Here is a 19,144-nt window from a genome sequence, read left to right on the forward strand (position 1 = left end):
TATGTCCTAAAATTTATATTTCAAGTTCGTTGATACTTGGAAGAGAACGGTATTTTTCAGCATAATCCAAGCCATAGCCGACAAGAAATCCGTCAAGTATGTAAAAACCCACAAAGTCGATGGCGACTGATTTTTCGCGTCTGGCTTTTTTGCTGAGCAATGTTGCGACTTTTACGCTTTTCGCTTTTCTGGCATTGAACTGTGTCAGCAGAAATTCCATGGTAAGTCCGGTATCGACAATATCTTCAACAATGAGGACATGTTTTCCCTCGATATTGATTTCAATATCCTTGGTAAAAGAAATAGTGTTTGAAGAAGTGTCGCTGTTGCCGTAGCTTGCGACACGCACAAAATCAATTTCATGGGGGCAGGTTATGCTGCGGACCAAATCGCTGAAAAAAAGGAAAGCGCCTTTCAGGGTGCAGAGAATGACAAGAGGTTCCCCTTCGTACACTTTTGAAATTTCTTTGCCTAATTCTTTAACTCTTTTTTGGATTTCCTGTTCAGAGATAACTTCTTTTAATGTATGCATGCTTTCCTCAAATATTAATGTTATTTTGTTAAACCGTATTCAATTAAATCGGACAGTTTTTCAAAAGGAATAGAGCCTGACTGCGCATAGACGGCTTTTCCGTTTTTGCCATAGATAATATTGAACGGGATACCCTGAAAATTAAAAAAACCGGAAATTCGCCCTTGGAAATCATGGTACGTTTCGTAATTTATGCCTATGTCCCGATTAAAGGAACGCATTGTTTCTTCATTCTCATCCAAATTGATTCCGATGATTTTCAATTGTTCCTGAGAAAATGTTTTTCTTATTTCAATAAGGTCCGCGATCTCTTGACGGCAAGGGGAACACCATGAAGCATAAAAATTTACCAAAACAACCTGTTTTTTGCTTGCCTGGGCGATTTCATTCAATAAATCAGTGCTTGTTTGAATTTCCTTCGCGAAACATTGGAAGCCGCTTATCAAAAGAAACAGCAAACTAAAAAGCAAGCCGGTACGAATTGTCATAAGACCCTCTTTATTTTTTTCGTTCTATAATAAGTTCTGAAAATATGCAATGTGAAAAAATGCAGTCTTATTATTTGCCTAAAAGCTCTTTCACAACGCGGACAGCCTCGACGGCATCGACGGAATACCCGTCGGCGCCTATGCTTTTCGCATATTCCCGGGTGACGACAGCTCCGCCGACGATCACCTTGCAGGAAAGATTTTTTTCTTTCACAAGGCTGACGGTTTCTTCCATTCTCGGCATCGTTGTTGTCATAAGAGCCGATAAACCGATAATTTCCGCATGGCTTGCAGCCGCTTGCTCAACAATGGTTTCGGCAGGCACATCTTTGCCCAAATCAATAACGTCATAGCCGTAATTTGAAAGCAAAAGCCCGACGATATTCTTGCCTATGTCATGAATATCCCCCTGCACTGTCGCAAGGACGATTTTTGTTCTTTCAGCAACTTGCCCGCTTTTTTCAAGCAATGGTTTCACATGTGCGAAGCCAGTCTGCATGGTTGAAGCGGAGCGGAGAAGCTGAGGAAGAAAATATTCTTTCTTTTCGTACAAGGTTCCGACTTTTTGAATGGCAGGAATAAGCCGTTCACGGACAAGCTCGAAAGGGTCTGCGCCTTTTTTCAGTTCCTCGTCGATCATGGCGACGATATGGTCCTTATCGCCAATGATGACAGCCTCTTCCATGGTTTTAGCTCCGGCTTTCGCCTGATTTGTTCCCTGGTTTTGATTTTGGCTTTGGGAAGTCCATTTTGCATAGGAATTGGTAAAATGTTCCGCATTTTCATCAAAACCCAAAAGGAGATTTGCGCTGTCAAGAGCTTCCCGAATACGTATGTTCGAAGGGTTGGCAATGCAGGAGGACAATCCGGAACCCGCCGCCATGGCGAAGAAAGAGGAATTGACCAAATCTCTCGCAGGCAAGCCGAAAGAAATATTGGATAAGCCGAGCGTCGTCGGCAAGTGTTCCTTATGACACCATTTTACCGTTTCCAAGCAGGCTGCGGGCGCTTTGCCGTCAGAAGCGGCAGTCAGCGCCAAAATATCAATCATGATCAAATGGCGCGGAATGGCATATTTTTCTGCTTTAAGAAGCAGTTGTTCAATAATGCTGATACGTTCTTTGGCAGTTTTCGGCAGGTTCGCACCTGTGAGAGGCAATAAAATGAAAGGGGAGCCCCATATTTTGCAGGCAGGGGCAAGCAATTCCATTTTATTTTCTTCTCCGCTTATGGAATTGACAAGCGCGGAGCCGGCATGGAAAGGCAGTGCCCGGATAATCGCTTCAGGATTTGAAGAATCTATGCAAAGAGGTGTTTGTACACGGGAAACCAAGGTTTCAACCAAGGAGGGAAGCATGCTTTCTTCGTGAACGTGCGGCGCACCGACATTGACATCTAAAATTTTTGTGCCCATGGCAATTTGCTCATCTGCGTATTGCAGGGCGAGGTCGAATTTTCCGGCTTGCAATTCTGCGCTGAGGGCTTTTTTTCCGGTTGGGTTTATGCGTTCGCCAATCATGATGAGGGGCTGTGTTTCACCGATTTGCACGAGGGAGGAGCGTGAGGTGAGGCGTATACCGTAAGGAAGTTTCCGTTCTGTTTTAGAAATGTCTTTTTGTATGGAAAGTACTTTTTCGCGCAAGGCTTGGATGTGTTGAGGGTTTGTTCCGCAGCATCCGCCCAGAATATGAACTCCTTCTTTCGCGATATGGCTTGTTTGTTCTGCAAAGTCTTGCGGGTCAAGCCTGAAAACGGTTTCACCGCCGATAAGTTCCGGCAGCCCCGCATTGGGTTCAGCGAAAACAGGCAGTGTGCAGCCTGCCAAAATGCGTTTGACTACGGGAAGCATTTGTTCGGGACCCGCTCCGCAGTTGACTCCGATAGCGTCAACTCCCATGTTCTGCATAGTCGCGGCAAAAATTTCAGGGCTTGAGCCGGTTAAGCTGACACCGTCTTCAAAGGTCATGGAAACAAAAATCGGAAGGTCGGTTTCCATTTTCGCTGCGGCGACTGCTGCTCTTGCTTCTGCAAGGTCGAATTGCGTTTCGATAAAAATTAAATCAACACCGCCTTTGACCAAACCGCGGACTTGTTCACGGATAGCGGAAATGAAATCCTGCGGGTCGAGTTCGCCAAGGGGACGCAGGAATTTTCCGACAGGTCCGATATCGCCTGCGATGAAACAGGGGGCGCCGGTTTCCTGTTTCATTTGGGAAACGGCTTTTTGAGCGACTTGCGCCATTTTTATATTAAACGTTTCGACATCGAGGCTCGGCGGGAGTTTGTATTTTGTGCCGCCAAAGGTGGACGTGATAATGATATTTGCGCCGGCTTTCAAATATTCCAAATGTATTTGCTCAACGATATCAGGTCGTTCCATGCAAAATTCGGCAGGGTTGGCGCCGTCCGGCATGCCGAGTTTTTGCAGCATTGTTCCCATTGCTCCGTCAATGAAGAGAGGAGTATCCGTTTGAATCAAGGTACGTACTAAGCCCATGTATAGCTCCTGATAGCATAATCCGTTTATTTGTTTTGCTTTTTTAAAACTTGCTAATATAAAAAATACAGACTAAAATAAGTTCCATTAATTATAAAAACAAATGGTACGAAAGTTATATAACAAGAATTTATTGACTATGGAAGAAAAAAATACAGAAAAAAAAATTGCAGGCGAAAAGAAAACCGACGAGAAAAACGTTGTTCTTGAAGCGGAATTGCTGCCTGATGATTTTTCTGATGAAGATACAGAACAAGATGATGATTTCGATTCTTCTGAGGACATATTAGGGCAGACGGATTTCATTGATGAAAAAGATTATCTCGATGTGATGAATTATGCCAATAATTCCATTGCGCTGGAAGAAAATCATGAAGACAATGCCGTAATGGTCGCACCCCGCCATTTGCCTGCCGTTCAAGACAATTTGCAGCTGTATCTGCGTGAGGTGAGCAAGTTTCCTTTGCTTGAACCCGATGAAGAGGTTGCGCTCGCTAGGCGTGTGCGTGACAGCGGGGACAGTGAAGCCGCGTTTCGGATCATTTCTTCACACCTGCGTTTGGTTGTGCGCGTGGCTATGGATTTTCAGCGGCGCTGGATGCAAAATGTCCTTGATTTAATTCAGGAAGGTAATGTCGGGCTTATGCGGGCTGTCAATAAATTCGACCCTGATAAGGGCATTAAATTCTCTTATTATGCCACGTTTTGGATAAAAGCTTATATTCTCAAGTTTATCATGGATAACTGGAGAATGGTTAAAATCGGCACGACGCAAGCCCAGCGCAAGCTTTTCTATAACTTGAACAAAGAACGGCAAAAGCTTATTTCCCAAGGATTCGATCCTGATGAAAAAACCTTGTCGGAAGCTCTTGGCGTGAGTGTGGAACAAGTTGTGGAAATGCAGCAGCGTCTTGATACTAGTGATTTATCCCTTGATATGCCGACGAATAGTGATGACAACAGCGGTTCGACAAAACTCGATTTTCTGCCCGCTCTGACGGCGGGAGTTGAAAACAGTTTCGCCAGTGAGGAGTTATCCGATTTGGTGCGGTACAGTTTAAAAGACTTATTGCCTGATTTGTCCGATAAGGAGCTTTTCATCTTAGAGCACAGGCTGCTTACTGACGACCCCGTGACCTTGCGTGAAATAGGGGAAAAATATCATGTGAGCCGTGAACGGATCAGGCAATTGGAAGCCCGTTTATTGCAAAAGCTGAAAACGCACTTGGGAACGAAAATAAAAGATTTTTCGGAAGAATGGATTCAATCGTAGAGGGAACAATGCGTATCATATCACTTTTATTTCTCTTATTGGTTTTACAGGCATGTGTGCATTCTGAAGATTTGCAGAATACGCCTTTTTTGTTTCCTTTTGAAAAAGCCGGTTCGCAAAGCGGAGAAAATCCGGGAATGGAAATTTCTGAAAACGGTATGCGGACTTTTGCTTATTTGGGTTTGTACGAAGCCGTAAAACGCGATGATTATGATAAAATAAAACTGTATTCTGATAAAGTTGTTGAAGAAAATCCGGAACCTTTGTTTTTGGCGGAAGCTGTCACTTGGTTTTATAATAAGGGGTATATGCAGGAAGCCAAGGTTTTACTGGAAAAATGCCTGCAAGCCATGCCTGATGAATTGCCTTTCATCCTGATGTATGCGGAGTTGTTGCAAACCATGCAGGAGGGCAATTCCGATTTGTCTCCCGCTCTTGATTTGCTGAAAGCATATATCGGAAATCATCCGCAGGATTATAATGCGTATATAGAGCTCGGTGTCATTTATTATAAACTTTTCCAATATGAAAACGCGTATTTTTCTTTCATGCAAATTCCGGAAAAGGAAAAAACGTCGTCTGTGTACGTGTATATCGGAATTTGTTTGGAAAAAATGAAGCGCTACGATGACGCCAAGAAATATTTCAGCCGTGTGTTGCGTGAATTTCCGGAAGAAAAATCCGCTTTGCAGCATTTAGGCATGATTGCGGAGGTGCAGGGAAATTATGCTTTGGCACGAAAATATTATTCCCGTTTGCTGGAACTGGATAATTCCAATTATGATTACCTGCTGCGTTTGATTTCCATAGCGTTTAAAGAAGGAAATCATCAGAGGGCTTTCAATATCGCAAAAGAACATTTTAATTTTGATTTCATTGTTTCTGTTTCCTCCATGCTTATCCAGGAAGGCAGGCTTGATTTGGCTGAGGAACTTCTCAATAATCTCGGAACAATGGAAAATGCCCCGCGCGAATTGTTATATTTGCACGGTGCGCTGATTTACGAAGCGGATAAAGATAAAAAGCGAGCGTTGCCTTATTTGGGGCAGCTTACGGAAGATGACGAACATTATAAAAACGCCCAAGAAATCATTACCTATATCCATTTGGATAACAACGAGTTTGACGAGGCGCTTCCGTATATTAAAAATCTGCAGGTTCTTTCTCCCGATGCAAAAAATTATAAGATATTGGAATATCAAGTGTATTTGTTTCAGGAACAATATGAACAGGCGTATGAAATCCTCTATGAATTTTTACAGGAATATCCGGAAGATAACCGTGCGAAATTTCGCTTTGCCTATACGTGCTTTCATCTGAACGAAAAAGAAAAAGCCATGCGGATTATGAAAGAGATTTTACTTGCCGAACCTGACAATTACGATGCTTTAAATTTTGTGGGATATACTCTTGTCGAGCAAAATAAAGATTTGAAACAAGCGGAGGAGTATCTTTTAAAAGCTGATAGGTTAAATCCTAACCATGGGTATATTAACGATTCTTTGGCTTGGCTGTATTATAAAAAAGGCGATTACGCAAAAGCGCTCGAATTTATTGAAAAAGCTATTTCATATTCCAAAAATATCGCAAAAGAAGATGCGACCATGTGGGAACACTACGGCGATATTGCGCAAAAGCTCGGAAATTTTGACACAGCCCGTTCCGCTTATGAAAAATCTTTAAAAATCGAAAAAAACAGCGATGTTGAATTAAAACTTAATAAATTGCATTAAGGAATTTTTAATGAAATTTTGGTTAAAATTTTTATTTCTTATTTGGATTTGCGTGCAGATGAGCGCATGTGCCGCAAGTTCCGTGAGTTTGCCGAACATGGAGGAACAGGAAGGCAGGTGGAAAAAGTTCATTCAGCGGAGCATAGAGGAAAAGCCGTATGCCTTGCAGGGAAGTTTTCGCTTCGGGGACAGTAAAAATACCAACCGGGTCAATTATATTTTTTGGAGCAACGGTGCTGTGCCTTTGCGTTTGGATGTCATGGCCGGAGTCGGTGCGAGCATTGCAAAAATTCTTGAAAGCAAAGAACGGATTTTAATGTATTTTGTTCAGGACAAGCAAGCTATTCTCATGGATAATTTTGATGAAATAAATCCGCTTGTCAGCCTTGGCATGCCTGTTCCTTTTTCTTTTTATGAAATGTCGCTTTTGCTCCGCGGTGGATTTAATCAGGTTTTGCAGGATATTCATTTGGATAGTGTTAAATCCAAGAAAGCAAAAACTGATTATAAGAAATATACCTATTATTTCAGTAGCTTGAAAATGGATGGTTTGGTGCAGCTGAATAAGGACGGTTTGCCTGTGCACTGTGAAATTAACAACGAATGGGCTTTTGACATAGTGTATGACGATACCGCCAAACTCCCTTCCCGGGTTGTGATTTCATCGCTTCTTGATGATTACAGAGCGATTTTGCTTGTGAAAGAACGGAGTTATCCTAAGGAGTATACGGAGGAAGATTTGCGGTTTCCTTTGCCTGACGGTACGGAAATTTTAAATAATTAGAGGTGGATATGGCTAAAAAGGTTTTTATTGCTTCAGACCATGCAGGTTTTTGTTTAAAGCAGATTCTTGTGCGGCATTTACAGGAAAAGGGGCATGATGTCTTTGACTTGGGACCTGAGCAAGCGGTAAGCTGCGATTATCCCGACAGTGCGTTCAAAGTAACGGATAAGCTGCTTGAAAACGAGGGAGCTTTCGGCATTCTTATTTGCGGAACCGGTATCGGTATGAGCATGGCTGCCAATAAAGTGAAAGGAATACGCGCGGCGCTTGCGTCCTGCGAGTTTCATGCCCGTGCTTGCCGTGAGCATAATAATGCGAATATTTTGTGTCTTGGCGAACGGGTAACCGGTGCGGGGCTTGCTGTGAATTTGGCGGATATTTTCCTTGAAACGGAATTTCTTGAGGGCAGGCATTTGCGCAGGATAGAATTATTCAATATGAAATAAAAAAGATAAGGGTAAGAATTTACCCTTTTTCTTTATGGTTTTGATGGGCTTTTCTGTGGTGCGACGGCATGGCGGATTGTTCCGTATTTTTTGTCCAAACATACGGTCCTGTGCCGGATATGTTTTTATTGATGATTTGTTCAAATTCCTCTGTCACATGCCAAGAAAAAAAGTATGCCGTAAGTTTGTGATTGGTATAATTGGAAGTGACGCAAAATGCGTTATCCGAAATGTTTTCTTCAAGTATTGCTTTAGGTATTTTAAACGTTTCGGATATTTCAATAAGAATGCTCTGCCTTGCCACGTTCTGCTTTTCTTCCGCTGATGACGCATTGTCAAAAATGATGGTATCAATGCCGAAATATTCCCATAGGGTATTCCAAAGTTTCTGATTGGTCCTTTGCCGTAATAATTCCTCATTGTTGCTGTTGGTTATGATACAAAAACTGGCGAGAACGGGAATTATTTCTTTTTTCGCTTTTGGTACCGGGCGTTCCCGCTCAAGATTGAGTTTTTTGCTTTCACAATAGGGAACAAGAGGACAATTTGCGCATTGCGGAATTTTTTTGCAGACAAGGGCGCCCAGTTCCATCAATGCCTGATTATAGGTTCTTGCTTTGCCGTGCGGGAGCAGTTCCTGCGCCAAGGGCTTGACCGCTTTTTTTAGATTTTTGTCAGTGCAGTTGAAAAGCCTTGCAAATACACGTTCGACATTTGCGTCGACAACAGCATAATCTTTTTCAAAGGCTATGCCCATGATAGCAGATAGCGTATATTCGCCTATTCCTGCGAGGGAGCGGATTTTAGCTTCATCGCAGGGGATTTTTCCGTTGTAAGTATTGCTGATGATTTTTGCGCTTGCGTAAATGTTTCTCGCTCTCGAATAATAGCCAAGTCCCTCCCAAAGCTGCAGGACTTTTTCAAGAGAAGACTCCGCAATGGAATCAGGAGTCGGAAATTCCTGCATCCAGCGGTTAAAATACCGCACGCCCCTTTCCATTTGGGTTTGCTGCAGCATCATTTCCGAAATCCAGACATGGTAAGGGCTATACGTCTTACGCCAAGGCAAATCGCGTTTATTTTGTTCAAACCAAGAAAATAAACTGCATATGAAATTTTGTTTGTCGAATAAAATTTGCTTGCTCATTGCAAAAAATTTAACGTATTTTTTTTATAAATTCAAGACTTGCTTTTTTCACGGCTTTTCGACACAATAAGAAAAATTTTATAAAAGGAATAGGTATGAGCAATCCGATTATTTTAATGGAAACTTCTTCCGGGGATATTTTATTGGAATTATTTGAAGATAAAGCACCCGTCAGCGCTGCGAATTTTTTAAAATATGTTGATGAGGAATTTTACCAAAACACTATTTTTCACCGTGTGATCAAAGACTTCATGATACAGGGCGGCGGCTATACCGTGCGTTACGAAGAAAAGCCCACCCATGAGCCTATTCGCAATGAAGCCGGCAACGGCTTGAAAAATTTGCGCGGCACGCTTGCTATGGCGAGAACCGCCGATCCTCACTCCGCTTCCGCTCAATTCTTTATCAATACTGTTGACAATCCGGATCTTGATTATCAAAGAGACGCGGATGAAGAATACGGTTATTGCGTGTTCGGGCAAGTGATTGAGGGCATGGACGTTGTGGATAAGATTCAGAAACTGAAAACAAAGCCTCAAGGCGAACACGATGATGTGCCTGTTGATATGGTCGTCATTACCGGTATGAGTCGTTTTGAATAAAAAATACACATAAGAAAAAAAGCCTTTTTTTCTTATGTGTTATTTGCCGCTTTCAAGCTGTTCAAGCTTTGTATCGGACTGGTTTTGGTGAATATGAATATCCGTTTGCGGAAATGGTATTTCAATGCCCTTTTCTTTAAAGGCGTTATTGATGGCGAGGCGCAGTTTTGCCATAATTCCCGCAGCATTGTTCAAATCAGCCACCCAAATCCTGAGTTCGAAATCAAGGGAGCTGTCCCCGAAGTTCGTAAAAAGAAAACTAGGTTCGGGATAAGAAAGCACATCGGGATTGTTTTTCACTACCTGCATGACTATGTCGGTCACAAGATCCAAATCTGTGTTATAGGCGACATTGATCAAAATGGTTTTTCTCACCATTTTGCCGTTATGCGTCCAGTTGGTGAACGTTGAAGATAAAAAGGCGGAGTTCGGCACGAAAATAACGGCGTTTTCAGCGGTTTTTATTTGGGTAGCCCTCAGGCTTATTTTTTGGATGACGCCGCTTATGCCCGCAACGTCGACAACGTCTCCTTCACGGATATTTTGTCCGAAAATCAAGGAAAAACCGCTGAAAATATTTTGAACGAAACTTTGCAGACCAAGACCGATACCGACAGAAAGACCCCCGGCAACAACTGTGATGCTCGTCAGGCTGAAACCTAAGATGTTGAGGGCGTAAAGGAGAAAAAGCGCCCAACAGCCGAAGTTTATCGCTGTTTTTATAGGCGTTGTCAGGCTTGAAATCGAATTGTTCGTATTTTTATCCAGATTGTTGTCAATGAAGTTGTTCAAAACCTTGATAATGGATTTTGTGATGTAAAAGGCGATAAAAATAGTGAAAATTTGCAAGGTGTTGACAGAAACCGTGCCGAAATTGAAATCAAGGTTGCTGAAGTTTTTAATAAGGTAAATTCCGCCGGGATAAGCGAATATCCAAGTAAACGGAGCAAGGAGGCAAATGAGCAGGAGAACGGGAAAAAGAAATGCGTAAGCCAATTCATAGGCAAAGGTGTTTGTTGTCTTCGCCTGCAAATAATCTTGGGTGATTTTCGCCAGATGAATAACGCCGAAAGCGAGGTATATGCCGACGCCTAAGCAAATGTACAAAAGCGTGATAAGTATGGAAAGTCTTGCGAGACCGCTTGGCGTAATCAGAATGCCGATAATGTTGACAATTAAAAATCCCCCCATGATGTATTGGCATATTTTGGATTTTGATTTAGGTGTTTTTATCAGCGTGTAGACGGTGACAAGCAAAATAATGGTCCAAATGAAAGAAAGGGTCAGGATAAGGGGCGTAAAAGTCAAAAGGGCGAGGCTCGCGAAGAGGACAGGCACGAAAATCCGTATGGAGGGTTTGGAAGGCGCTTCAGGGTCATGCAGCGTATGCAAAATAAACGCGAGCCGAATGAGGCCGTGGCACATTAAAACAGCGCTTATGCCCATGCTGATTTGATAAATCGTATGGTTTTGAAGCGAGCCGTAGTAGAAAGCTATGCCCAGCAAGATATAAGGCATGCCTTGTTTTAAAATGCGTTTCCATGCGTTGTGAATGGTTTCCGGAAGTTTTTTGGTGAATTTGACGGAAGAATACAAAGGCACACCAAGGATAATGAGAACGGTAAGCACCCGGATAGTGAACAAAATCCATGCTTCCGAGGTATTTGGCAAATCATTTCTGAGTGTTCTTGCCGTCGTGCTGAAAACATCTTTAAAATTTTTGATTTCGTTTTGCCAGACAAGGGAACTGAAAAGGTTGTCTGTTGCGTTCAGATAATAATCAAGCCAAAGTTTAGGCAGGATTTCTTCGAAATTATTGGACAGTTTATTAATATCACCCAACAGTTCCTGAGTTTTGGGCAGTTGCTTGGAAAGGGTTTTGTTAAGTTCCTGATAATCCGCAAGCAGATTTTGCGCTTTTGCGTTTAATTCTTCAACATTCGGAGAATCGATGATTTTAAAATTCGTAATGATGGAATTGAGCTGGGCAATTCTTAAATCAATGGTTTTCTGCGCCTCTTCAAGAGGAGTGTAATGGGCTTTGAGTTCTGCATGCAATTCATTGATTTGTTTTGTTAAAATAGAACGCGCATTAGGAGAGAGCGAACCGTTTTCAAAAATACTTGAAAGGCTGTGGAAATTGAGCGATATTTCATTTGTCTTATTCGTCAAATCAAGCAGGTTGTTGTTTAAATTTTTCTGCAATGCTTTGTATTCATCTTTAATTGTGTCAATTTCTCTTTTTTGGCTTTCAATCAAAGAAAGAACAATGTCAGAAACCTGTTCGGCTCTTGCGTTGGCTGTGAAAGCGAATAACCATGCAAAACAAAGAAGAAGAGAAAGTAATTTCAATTGTTTTGTTTTCATACGTATACCTATTTTGTAATGTTGAATGTTAACCAAATGCTTTGCTCCGTTTTGTCAGGCAATGGGGCATAAACCACTTCCTTTGTCAAAACGCGCAAAATTTCGCCATCAAGAATTGTGTTTGCTGAACTTTTTGTTATGGCTGCATTTTTTAATTTTCCTTCAGCCGATACGTCAATACGGGCAATGACTTGGTGTTTGCCTTGCACGTTGGAAGGAATACGAATTTTGGGAGAAGCCTGCCTCAATATGTCCTGTGAATAGGTTTGTATAAATTGCGCAGGGTCGGCTAGATCTTTAGAGGGCGGCTGCAAAGCTTCTTCTCTGGAAATGACCATGGTCTGAGGCTGGGGTTTGGTTGCCAAAGGCAGAGAAGAGGCGGTGTTTGCCGCTGCGTCCGTTTCCGGGTTTTGCTTTTGAACTGTCTGATTTATTTTGCTTTGCCGCGGCAGGGCATTTTCATCCGTAATTGCGCTTTCATCAATATTGACTTGGGCGTTTTTTTGGATTTCGTGAATGGGATTTTCAATCGGGTTTTTTATTTTGTCAACTTGTTCTTTGCCTGATATTGTTTGTTCCGTCGCATTAACAGTCTGTTTTATGTCCTGTTTTGCCGCTGCGGGCAGAAAAGGCTTGTCGTCATGCACGAAGCTTAGGTAAATTTCTCCTGTGTCGTTTGCTTCCAATGGTGGAAATTGACCGATTTCCGCAACGGTTCGGCAAATGGAATTATCCGTATCGGGCGAACTGGAATTATGCCTGATTTCGCAGGAATAGGGTCTGCCGTCTTGTGCCATGCGTATTGTTATTGCTGTTACGCCCGTCACTTCGATTTGCGGTTTTTTCCATTTTGTCAAAATGGTGTTTAATATTCTTTCACCATAATTGGCGGCAAGAAAAGGTTTTGTTTCTGAAGACGCCGTGAGGGCATTGGCGGAATGATATGGGATCATGCCGAGGAATAAAGCAAAAAATAATGTTCTTTTCATGGTTAATTTCCTGCTAATTCTAAAGAGTTAAAGGAGATGATTAAATCTTGCTGTTCCTTTGTGGGAGGTTTGGGCAGCGTTTTCGTCCTAAGAACCGCATTGACGGCGGAAGCATCAAAATCGGCCCGTCCTGAACTTTCAACTATCTCAACTTTCATGACTGTTCCTGCCAAATCCAATTTAATGCGGACTTGCACAACCAAATTTTGGCGGGAATAGGTGGGCATGCTCCAGTTGGGCTGGACCGCGAGAATGACTTGAGCCGCATAAACATCGTAAATCCCGCCGCCGCCGTTGCCGGAGCCCGTGCCGCCGCCACCGCCGGCTTCATGCATCTGTTCAAGCTCCGCCAAGGCGCTGAGGGCGGAAGAAGCTTTTGATTTTTCTTCGTTTTGAGCGGCTTTTAATGCATCGCTTATGGAATTATTTTTCTTAGGCTGCGGTTTCGCTTCCTGTTTAGGTTTTTCTTTGGGTTCCGGTTTTGATGCTTGGGCTATGTCTTTCGGAGGTTCGGGTTTCTTTTCGGGATTTTTGGGAATTGGGGTTGCGGCGGGCATTTCCTGTAAAACTTCGTGTTTCGGTGTTTCAAGAGCATTGCTTGCCTGTTTTTTCGTTTCTTGCGCCGCCGGTTTCGCTTCCGGCATTACGGAAGGAGTCTTGTCCTGCGGAGGACGGATACCTGCAACGGGTGAAGGCAAATTTTCACCCCCCATATCGCCGATGACCATGCTGACAAGATATCTTTCAGTATCCATTTTTTTGGGTGCGGACGCAGGCCAAAAAATAATCGCCAAAAGCATGAGGGTATGTAGGACAAGTGATATTAAAAATCCAAAAGGTTGCATAATTATTGAACTTTATTGTTGTTTTCTGCTTCATCGCTTTGCGCGTCGGCTTTTAAATCATCGGCAGTAATATCGGAAGGATTTGCGACAATGCCAAGATTTTCAATTCCGGCAGACTTTATTCTTCCCATGATGTCGACAACAACGCCATAAGGAACGTTGGAATCGGCCTTGATGAACAAGGCGCGTGATTTTTCCGTCACCAGGATATTGACCCGTTCCTCAAGCTCGTTTAATTGCACTTCGTAGCTATCTAAAAAAAGTTTGCCGTTTTTTTGGATAGTGAGAACCAAGTGTTCGACATCATTGGGTAAAACTTCAACCTCTTTTGTCTGAGGCAAATCTATTTCGACACCTTGGTCAAGCATGGGTGCCGTAATCATAAAAATAATCAGCAAGACCAACACAACGTCGACAAAGGGGGTTACGTTGATTTCAGATTGATATTGTGCTTTATTTTTGCCAGCCATAGTATTCTCAAAATCTCATTTGGTTAATTGTTGCTGGTATTGAGTTCCCGCTGTACTCGATTTAAAAAAGTTCCTGCAAAATCCACCATCAGATTTTCCACGTAATTGATTTTCCCAAGGTAGATATTAAAAGCGACAGAAGCGGGAATGGCTACAAACAAACCAAGCGCCGTGGCGATAAGCGCTTCCGCTATCCCGGGAGCGACCGTCGCAAGGGAAGCCGATTTCATCGCTCCGATTGCGCTGAATGTGTTTAAAATGCCCCAAACCGTACCGAATAAGCCGACAAAGGGGGAAGCGTTCGCGCAGGTTGCCAAAATTGAAATGGAATGGTTGAGCTTTGCTGTTTCATTGTTGACCCCTTGGTGGAGCGAACGTCTGACGTTATCGGCAATAGTTTTGCTGTTGACTTGGCTTTCTTTGCCTTTATTAAATTCATTCACTCCGTATTGGGCGACGGAAAACAAGGGGGAAGATGTGTCACGACCCAGTTTTTGAACCGCTTCGCGTAAATTGGGTGCGTTTTCAAAATCTTTGACGCCTTCCAGAATTTTTGATTTTGATTTTTTTAAAAGCAGGGCTTTTGAAACTATGATGCCCCAACTATATACAGAAGCGATAAGAAGCAATAGCATAATGATTTTAACAATAATACCGGCAGAAGCAATAAGTTGTAAAATATCCATAGAAACCCCGTGAGTTTTAAAGTTCAATTTTAATATACCTAGCACATAGCGGCTGTCAAGTGCGCAAATTTGCATTTTTTCCGCATGCTTTACAATTTGCTTTTTATAGTGTAACAAAATAATGCATATCATGCTTTTCAGGTTTGGAGATTTTATGAAAAAGCTTAGTTTATTTGCTTTTGGTTTTGTTTTATTCGGTACTCAGGCTTTTGCCGCGGAAACAACATATACGATGGAAGAGGCCGTTAAGAAAGCGCTGCTTGACAACAGAAGCATCATTTCTGCGCAAAAATCGGCTGAAGCCTCTAAATCCGCCCTTTATTCGGCAAGGGGGGCTTTCGGTCCGAGCGTGACAGCAAGTTACGCCGTTTCGCACGACCCTTATTCCGATTTTCAGAAATCATTGCTGCAAGGCAAGGATTTGGATGAAACGACATATACTTTCGGTGTGGAAGTCAGACAACCCTTATTCCAAGGTTTTCAGCTTCTCAATAATGCCCAAAAAGCGAAACTGCAGTCCGAATATGATGAACTGCAGCTGAAAAAAACAAATATCGCTGTCGCCAATCAAGTTCAAACAGCGTTTCTGCAGTTCCTTATGGCGGAAGAAAGTGTGCAGAGCGCGGAAAAAGCGGTGCGCCGCGCCGACGAGCAAAGGGCTATTGCGACGGAAGGCTATCAAATAGGCGTCAGACCCAAAATCGATGTTTTGCAGGCGGAATATGAACTTTCTTCTTCCGAAGCAAGACTTATTGAAAATGAAAACAATTTAAACAGCGTCCGTGCGCAATTAAATTCATTCTTAAATTTGCCAGTTGAAAAAGATGTTGATTATGTGGGCAAGTTGGATTCCGTTCCTTTCATGATCACGTTTGAAGAAGCCGTGAAAAAAGCGTTTGTACAGCTGCCTGATGTGAAAATGGCTGAAAAAAGCATGAATATGGCGGAAAAAGACATGGGCATAGCTCTTGGCACGTTTTTGCCCCGGATTGACGGTATCATCCAATATATGTCAACCGGCAGGAACGGCATGACAGATGAAGATTTGAGAAGTCATGGCTACGACCCCTCCTTATATGTCACAAGTCCTCTTGAAAATACGACGATCGGGCTTCAAGCCACTATGAACGTCTTTAACTCCGGACAGGATTTTTTCAAAGTCCGCCAAGCGAAACACGGTGTTGACGCATTAAAGGCGCAAGTCGAACTTGCCTATAACAATGCGGCGCTCAACGTGAAAGTAAGCTTGCTGAAACTGCAGGACGCCGCGAGAACCGTCGATGTTTCAACCCGTGCTTTGGATTCCGCCCGTCAATCTTATGATGACGCCAAGACCCGTTATGAATATCAAATCGGCACCAACCTTGAAATGCTGACAGCCCAATCCGATTTGGCGGATGCGGAGCTTGCGTATATTTCCTCAAAGGCTAATTATCTTATTTCCTTGTCCAATTTATATGCGGCTTTGGGTGAAATCAACGCCAGTCTGAATACGAAATAATTTTTGCAATTTTTATCATTCAAGAAACAGAGATAGCTATGGATTTACATGATACACTGCATGACAAAGCCATGTGCGGCGCTTTGCTCGGCAAATTGAAAAATAGTCTTGAACGGTATGGCAAGCCTATCCGTTTTATGGAAGTATGCGGAACCCATACGGTTTCTATTTTTCAAAGCGGGCTGCGTTCCATGCTTCCGGAGGGGCTTACGCACTTGTCAGGTCCCGGCTGTCCTGTTTGCGTGACTCATGATTCGGAAGTAGCAACGTTTTTAAAGCTGGCGGAAAAAGAAAATGTTTTATTGGCTACTTTTGGAGATTTGATCCGGGTGCCTGCTCCTGACGGCAGAAGCTTAAAAAATGCCATGGCTTCGGGGGCGAATGTCCAAATCGTGTATTCTCCTATGGACGCAATAAAGCTTGCAAAAAACAATCCGCAAAAAGAAGTTGTTTTTCTTGGCGTGGGGTTTGAAACAACAGCTCCGGCTATTGCGGCGACCGTTGTATACGCGAAGAAAAACGCCATTAAAAATTATTCCGTTTTTTCATGTCATAAGCTTGTTCCGCCTGTTTTAAAAGTTTTGCTTGATAATAACGTGCATGAACGGTATATTGACGCATTTCTGCTGCCCGGGCATGTGGCATTGGTTTTAGGGCTCGGACCTTTTGCGTTTATGGCGGATGAATATCGGTATCCCGCTGTTGTCGCGGGATTTGAACCTGCTGAAATCATTCATGCTTTGTATATGATTTGCGAGCAAAAAAGAACGGGACGAATCTGCGTTGAAAACGCATACACCCGTGCCGTTTGCTATGAGGGAAACGAAACTGCGAAAAATATCCTGAACACTGTTTTTGATGTTTGCGACACGAAATGGCGCGGACTTGGCGAAATACCGAAAAGCGGCTTGAAAATCCGGTCAGATTTTCAAGAGTTCGACGCCTTGGTTAAGCATGATGAAAAATTGGTCCAAACAAAAGCTTTGGCAGGCTGCAAATGCGGAGAAGTTTTGCAGGGAAAAATCACTCCGGCACAGTGCCCTTTGTTTGCAAAAGTCTGCACTCCGCAAAATCCGACGGGACCGTGCATGGTCTCAACCGAGGGCAGCTGTGCCGCATGGTACAATTATCAAGGTTTGGAATAGAAGGTTGTTATGAATATCTTACTTGATGCGGGCAGCGGCGGGCGTGCCTCCATGCGTTTGATCCATGAATTGTTTTTTAAATATTTTGAGAATGATATTTTGGTTAAAATGGATGATGCCGCCTATTTGGAAATGAAATCGCCTCTTGCCATGAGCACGGACAGTTACACTGTGAGTCCCCTTTTTTTCAGGGGCGGTAATATCGGAACGCTCGCTGTCCATGGTACTGTGAACGATGTTTCCATGCTTGGCGCAAGACCTCGGTATTTGAGCTGCGGCTTTATCATTGAAGAGGGTTTTTCTTATGAAGAACTCGAAGAAATAGTGAAATCCATGGCGGAATCCGCCAAGGAAGCCGGAGTGAAAATTGTTACGGGCGATACAAAAGTCGTCACAAAAGGCGCTTGCGATAAAATTTTCATCAATACGACCGGGATCGGTGAAATTATTCCTCCCCGTTCGAAATTTGGTTCTCCGTCCGGGGCGAATGCAAAAGCCGGAGACGTGATTTTAATAAGCGGGACAATGGGCGACCATGGTCTGACAGTAATGGCGGAGCGTGAAAATCTTTCTTTTGTCAGTGATGTTCAAAGCGATAGCGCTTCATTGAACCATATGATTGAACGGCTTATGCTCGAAGTTGGCGAAGTTCATGTACTTCGTGATCCAACCCGCGGAGGCGTTGCGACCACGCTGAATGAAATTGCGGGGCAGTCAAAAGTGCGCTGCGTTCTTTTTGAAGAGAATTTGCCTGTTCGTGAAAATGTCCGTTCCGGAGCTTCCATTTTGGGAATTGACCCGCTTTATCTTGCCAATGAAGGAAAGTTGCTGTGTTTTGTGCCGAAAGAGGAAGCGGACAAAGCGCTTGCGATTATGAAAGAAGATAAAAACGGGAAAGAAGCGGCGTTAATCGGTGAAGTTGCCGAACTTCCGGAAGGTAAAAACGGGCAAGTCGTTTTGCAGACAAAAATGGGGGGCATGCGTCTTTTAAACATGCTTGAAGGGGCTGTTTTGCCTAGAATTTGCTGAAAATTCGCTGTTTTTTTGCTTGTATTTTATTTTGCTTTGTGGGAAAAAGAAAACATGAAAGTATTTTTTTGTTATTTTTTCTTTTTTTGCTTGCCGTTCGCTCTCCATGCTCAGGATTACGACAGTTTTGTTTTGAATTATCAAAGCGTGCAGGTTCTTAAAGATAAAATCCGCTTTGAACTTGTTTTCGAGCAGCCAAAAAAACATAAAATCGCCAATGTATTGAAAAAAGGTGCGATTTTAAAACTTATTGTCGATACGGAATTACAGCAAAAGAAATTTTTGAAAAATACGGTGCTTTCCTCCCATTCCCTTATGTATTATTTGCGTTACGACCCGCTTACAAAACAATTTACAGCAATGCAGGATTCAAATACCATCGCCCGCAATTCGGATGCGGAATTTTTGTTAAACCTTCTCATAAAAAATATTGTGTTTGAAATTCCTTGCCGTATTGAAAAAAGAAAACAGTATGTGCTCAAAACAAAAATTGATTTAATTCAGTCCAATGTTCAATCGTGGTTCGGGGTTGCGCAGTTGCTCGAACCCGACAAAGTCATCCAGCCTTTAGCATTTGAATATGATTTTTCATCATAACCGTTTGGGCTCG

General features: G+C 42.9%; 18 protein-coding genes. 9 read left to right on the forward strand and 9 right to left on the reverse strand.

The window, feature by feature from the left end; all coding sequences use genetic code 11:
- Positions 1-13 precede the first annotated feature (13 nt).
- From hpt to JBF11_RS01990, 3 genes are all read right to left on the reverse strand, one after another.
- Positions 14-532 carry a hypoxanthine phosphoribosyltransferase gene (gene hpt / locus JBF11_RS01980; protein ID WP_334315708.1) on the reverse strand — a complete coding sequence of 173 codons (519 nt, stop codon included), beginning with the start codon at positions 530-532 and terminating at the stop codon, positions 14-16.
- A 20-nt stretch (positions 533-552) separates the two neighbouring features.
- Positions 553-1,020, reverse strand: a complete 468-nt coding sequence (locus tag JBF11_RS01985; RefSeq protein WP_334315709.1) for a TlpA family protein disulfide reductase — start codon at positions 1,018-1,020, stop codon at positions 553-555.
- A 70-nt stretch (positions 1,021-1,090) separates the two neighbouring features.
- Positions 1,091-3,517, reverse strand: coding sequence for a homocysteine S-methyltransferase family protein (locus JBF11_RS01990; protein ID WP_334315710.1), 2,427 nt, complete (start codon positions 3,515-3,517; stop codon positions 1,091-1,093).
- A 139-nt stretch (positions 3,518-3,656) separates the two neighbouring features.
- Between JBF11_RS01990 and JBF11_RS01995 the strand changes: the two genes are divergently transcribed.
- From JBF11_RS01995 to rpiB, 4 genes are read left to right on the forward strand one after another with little or no spacing between them, the layout of a single operon-like run.
- Positions 3,657-4,790 (forward strand): sigma-70 family RNA polymerase sigma factor, encoded by a 1,134-nt coding sequence (locus JBF11_RS01995; protein WP_334315711.1) that lies wholly within the window; start codon positions 3,657-3,659, stop codon positions 4,788-4,790.
- An 8-nt stretch (positions 4,791-4,798) separates the two neighbouring features.
- A complete protein-coding gene (locus JBF11_RS02000; RefSeq protein WP_334315712.1) occupies positions 4,799-6,523 on the forward strand; it encodes a tetratricopeptide repeat protein in 1,725 nt (574 codons plus the stop codon).
- 10 nt (positions 6,524-6,533) lie between these two features.
- Entirely contained in the window at positions 6,534-7,307 is a 774-nt protein-coding gene (locus JBF11_RS02005; RefSeq protein WP_334315713.1) for a hypothetical protein, read from the forward strand.
- An 8-nt stretch (positions 7,308-7,315) separates the two neighbouring features.
- Positions 7,316-7,753: a ribose 5-phosphate isomerase B gene (gene rpiB, locus JBF11_RS02010; protein WP_334315714.1), complete on the forward strand. Its 438-nt coding sequence runs from the start codon at positions 7,316-7,318 to the stop codon at positions 7,751-7,753.
- 19 nt (positions 7,754-7,772) lie between these two features.
- Here rpiB and JBF11_RS02015 read toward each other — a convergent pair whose 3' ends face one another.
- Positions 7,773-8,774: an A/G-specific adenine glycosylase gene (locus tag JBF11_RS02015; RefSeq protein ID WP_334315715.1), complete on the reverse strand. Its 1,002-nt coding sequence runs from the start codon at positions 8,772-8,774 to the stop codon at positions 7,773-7,775.
- 221 nt (positions 8,775-8,995) lie between these two features.
- Between JBF11_RS02015 and JBF11_RS02020 the strand changes: the two genes are divergently transcribed.
- Positions 8,996-9,502 carry a peptidylprolyl isomerase gene (locus JBF11_RS02020; protein WP_334315716.1) on the forward strand — a complete coding sequence of 169 codons (507 nt, stop codon included), beginning with the start codon at positions 8,996-8,998 and terminating at the stop codon, positions 9,500-9,502.
- Positions 9,503-9,541: 39 nt separating this feature from the next.
- On the opposite strand, the gene JBF11_RS02025 is transcribed toward JBF11_RS02020, so the two are convergent.
- The 5 genes from JBF11_RS02025 to tolQ all read right to left on the reverse strand — a co-directional run bounded on the left by JBF11_RS02025 (position 9,542) and on the right by tolQ (position 14,859).
- Positions 9,542-11,869, reverse strand: coding sequence for a mechanosensitive ion channel domain-containing protein (locus tag JBF11_RS02025; protein WP_334315717.1), 2,328 nt, complete (start codon positions 11,867-11,869; stop codon positions 9,542-9,544).
- A gap of 8 nt (positions 11,870-11,877) precedes the next feature.
- Positions 11,878-12,858: a TonB C-terminal domain-containing protein gene (locus JBF11_RS02030; RefSeq protein WP_334315718.1), complete on the reverse strand. Its 981-nt coding sequence runs from the start codon at positions 12,856-12,858 to the stop codon at positions 11,878-11,880.
- A gap of 2 nt (positions 12,859-12,860) precedes the next feature.
- Complete coding sequence (tolA, locus tag JBF11_RS02035) at positions 12,861-13,613, reverse strand: cell envelope integrity protein TolA (RefSeq protein ID WP_334315719.1); 753 nt, start codon at positions 13,611-13,613, stop codon at positions 12,861-12,863.
- A gap of 92 nt (positions 13,614-13,705) precedes the next feature.
- Entirely contained in the window at positions 13,706-14,173 is a 468-nt protein-coding gene (locus tag JBF11_RS02040; protein ID WP_334315720.1) for an ExbD/TolR family protein, read from the reverse strand.
- Positions 14,174-14,196: 23 nt separating this feature from the next.
- The gene (gene tolQ / locus JBF11_RS02045; protein ID WP_334315721.1) at positions 14,197-14,859 is read right to left on the reverse strand and encodes a protein TolQ; all 663 of its coding nucleotides are present in this window, start codon (positions 14,857-14,859) and stop codon (positions 14,197-14,199) included.
- Between the two features lie 154 nt (positions 14,860-15,013).
- Here tolQ and JBF11_RS02050 point away from each other — a divergent pair, with 154 nt between their 5' ends.
- Genes JBF11_RS02050 through JBF11_RS02065 form a run of 4 tightly spaced genes read left to right on the forward strand, consistent with a single transcriptional unit; the run spans position 15,014 to position 19,131 of the window.
- Complete coding sequence (locus JBF11_RS02050) at positions 15,014-16,360, forward strand: TolC family protein (RefSeq protein WP_334315722.1); 1,347 nt, start codon at positions 15,014-15,016, stop codon at positions 16,358-16,360.
- A 38-nt stretch (positions 16,361-16,398) separates the two neighbouring features.
- Positions 16,399-17,505 (forward strand): hydrogenase formation protein HypD, encoded by a 1,107-nt coding sequence (gene hypD / locus JBF11_RS02055; RefSeq protein WP_334315723.1) that lies wholly within the window; start codon positions 16,399-16,401, stop codon positions 17,503-17,505.
- Positions 17,506-17,514: 9 nt separating this feature from the next.
- Positions 17,515-18,534 carry a hydrogenase expression/formation protein HypE gene (gene hypE / locus JBF11_RS02060; protein WP_334315724.1) on the forward strand — a complete coding sequence of 340 codons (1,020 nt, stop codon included), beginning with the start codon at positions 17,515-17,517 and terminating at the stop codon, positions 18,532-18,534.
- Positions 18,535-18,588: 54 nt separating this feature from the next.
- Positions 18,589-19,131 (forward strand): DUF4390 domain-containing protein, encoded by a 543-nt coding sequence (locus tag JBF11_RS02065; protein ID WP_334315725.1) that lies wholly within the window; start codon positions 18,589-18,591, stop codon positions 19,129-19,131.
- The last annotated feature ends 13 nt before the right edge of the window (positions 19,132-19,144 follow it).

The organism is Taurinivorans muris (assembly GCF_025232395.1).
Classification (GTDB): domain Bacteria; phylum Desulfobacterota; class Desulfovibrionia; order Desulfovibrionales; family Desulfovibrionaceae; genus Taurinivorans; species Taurinivorans muris.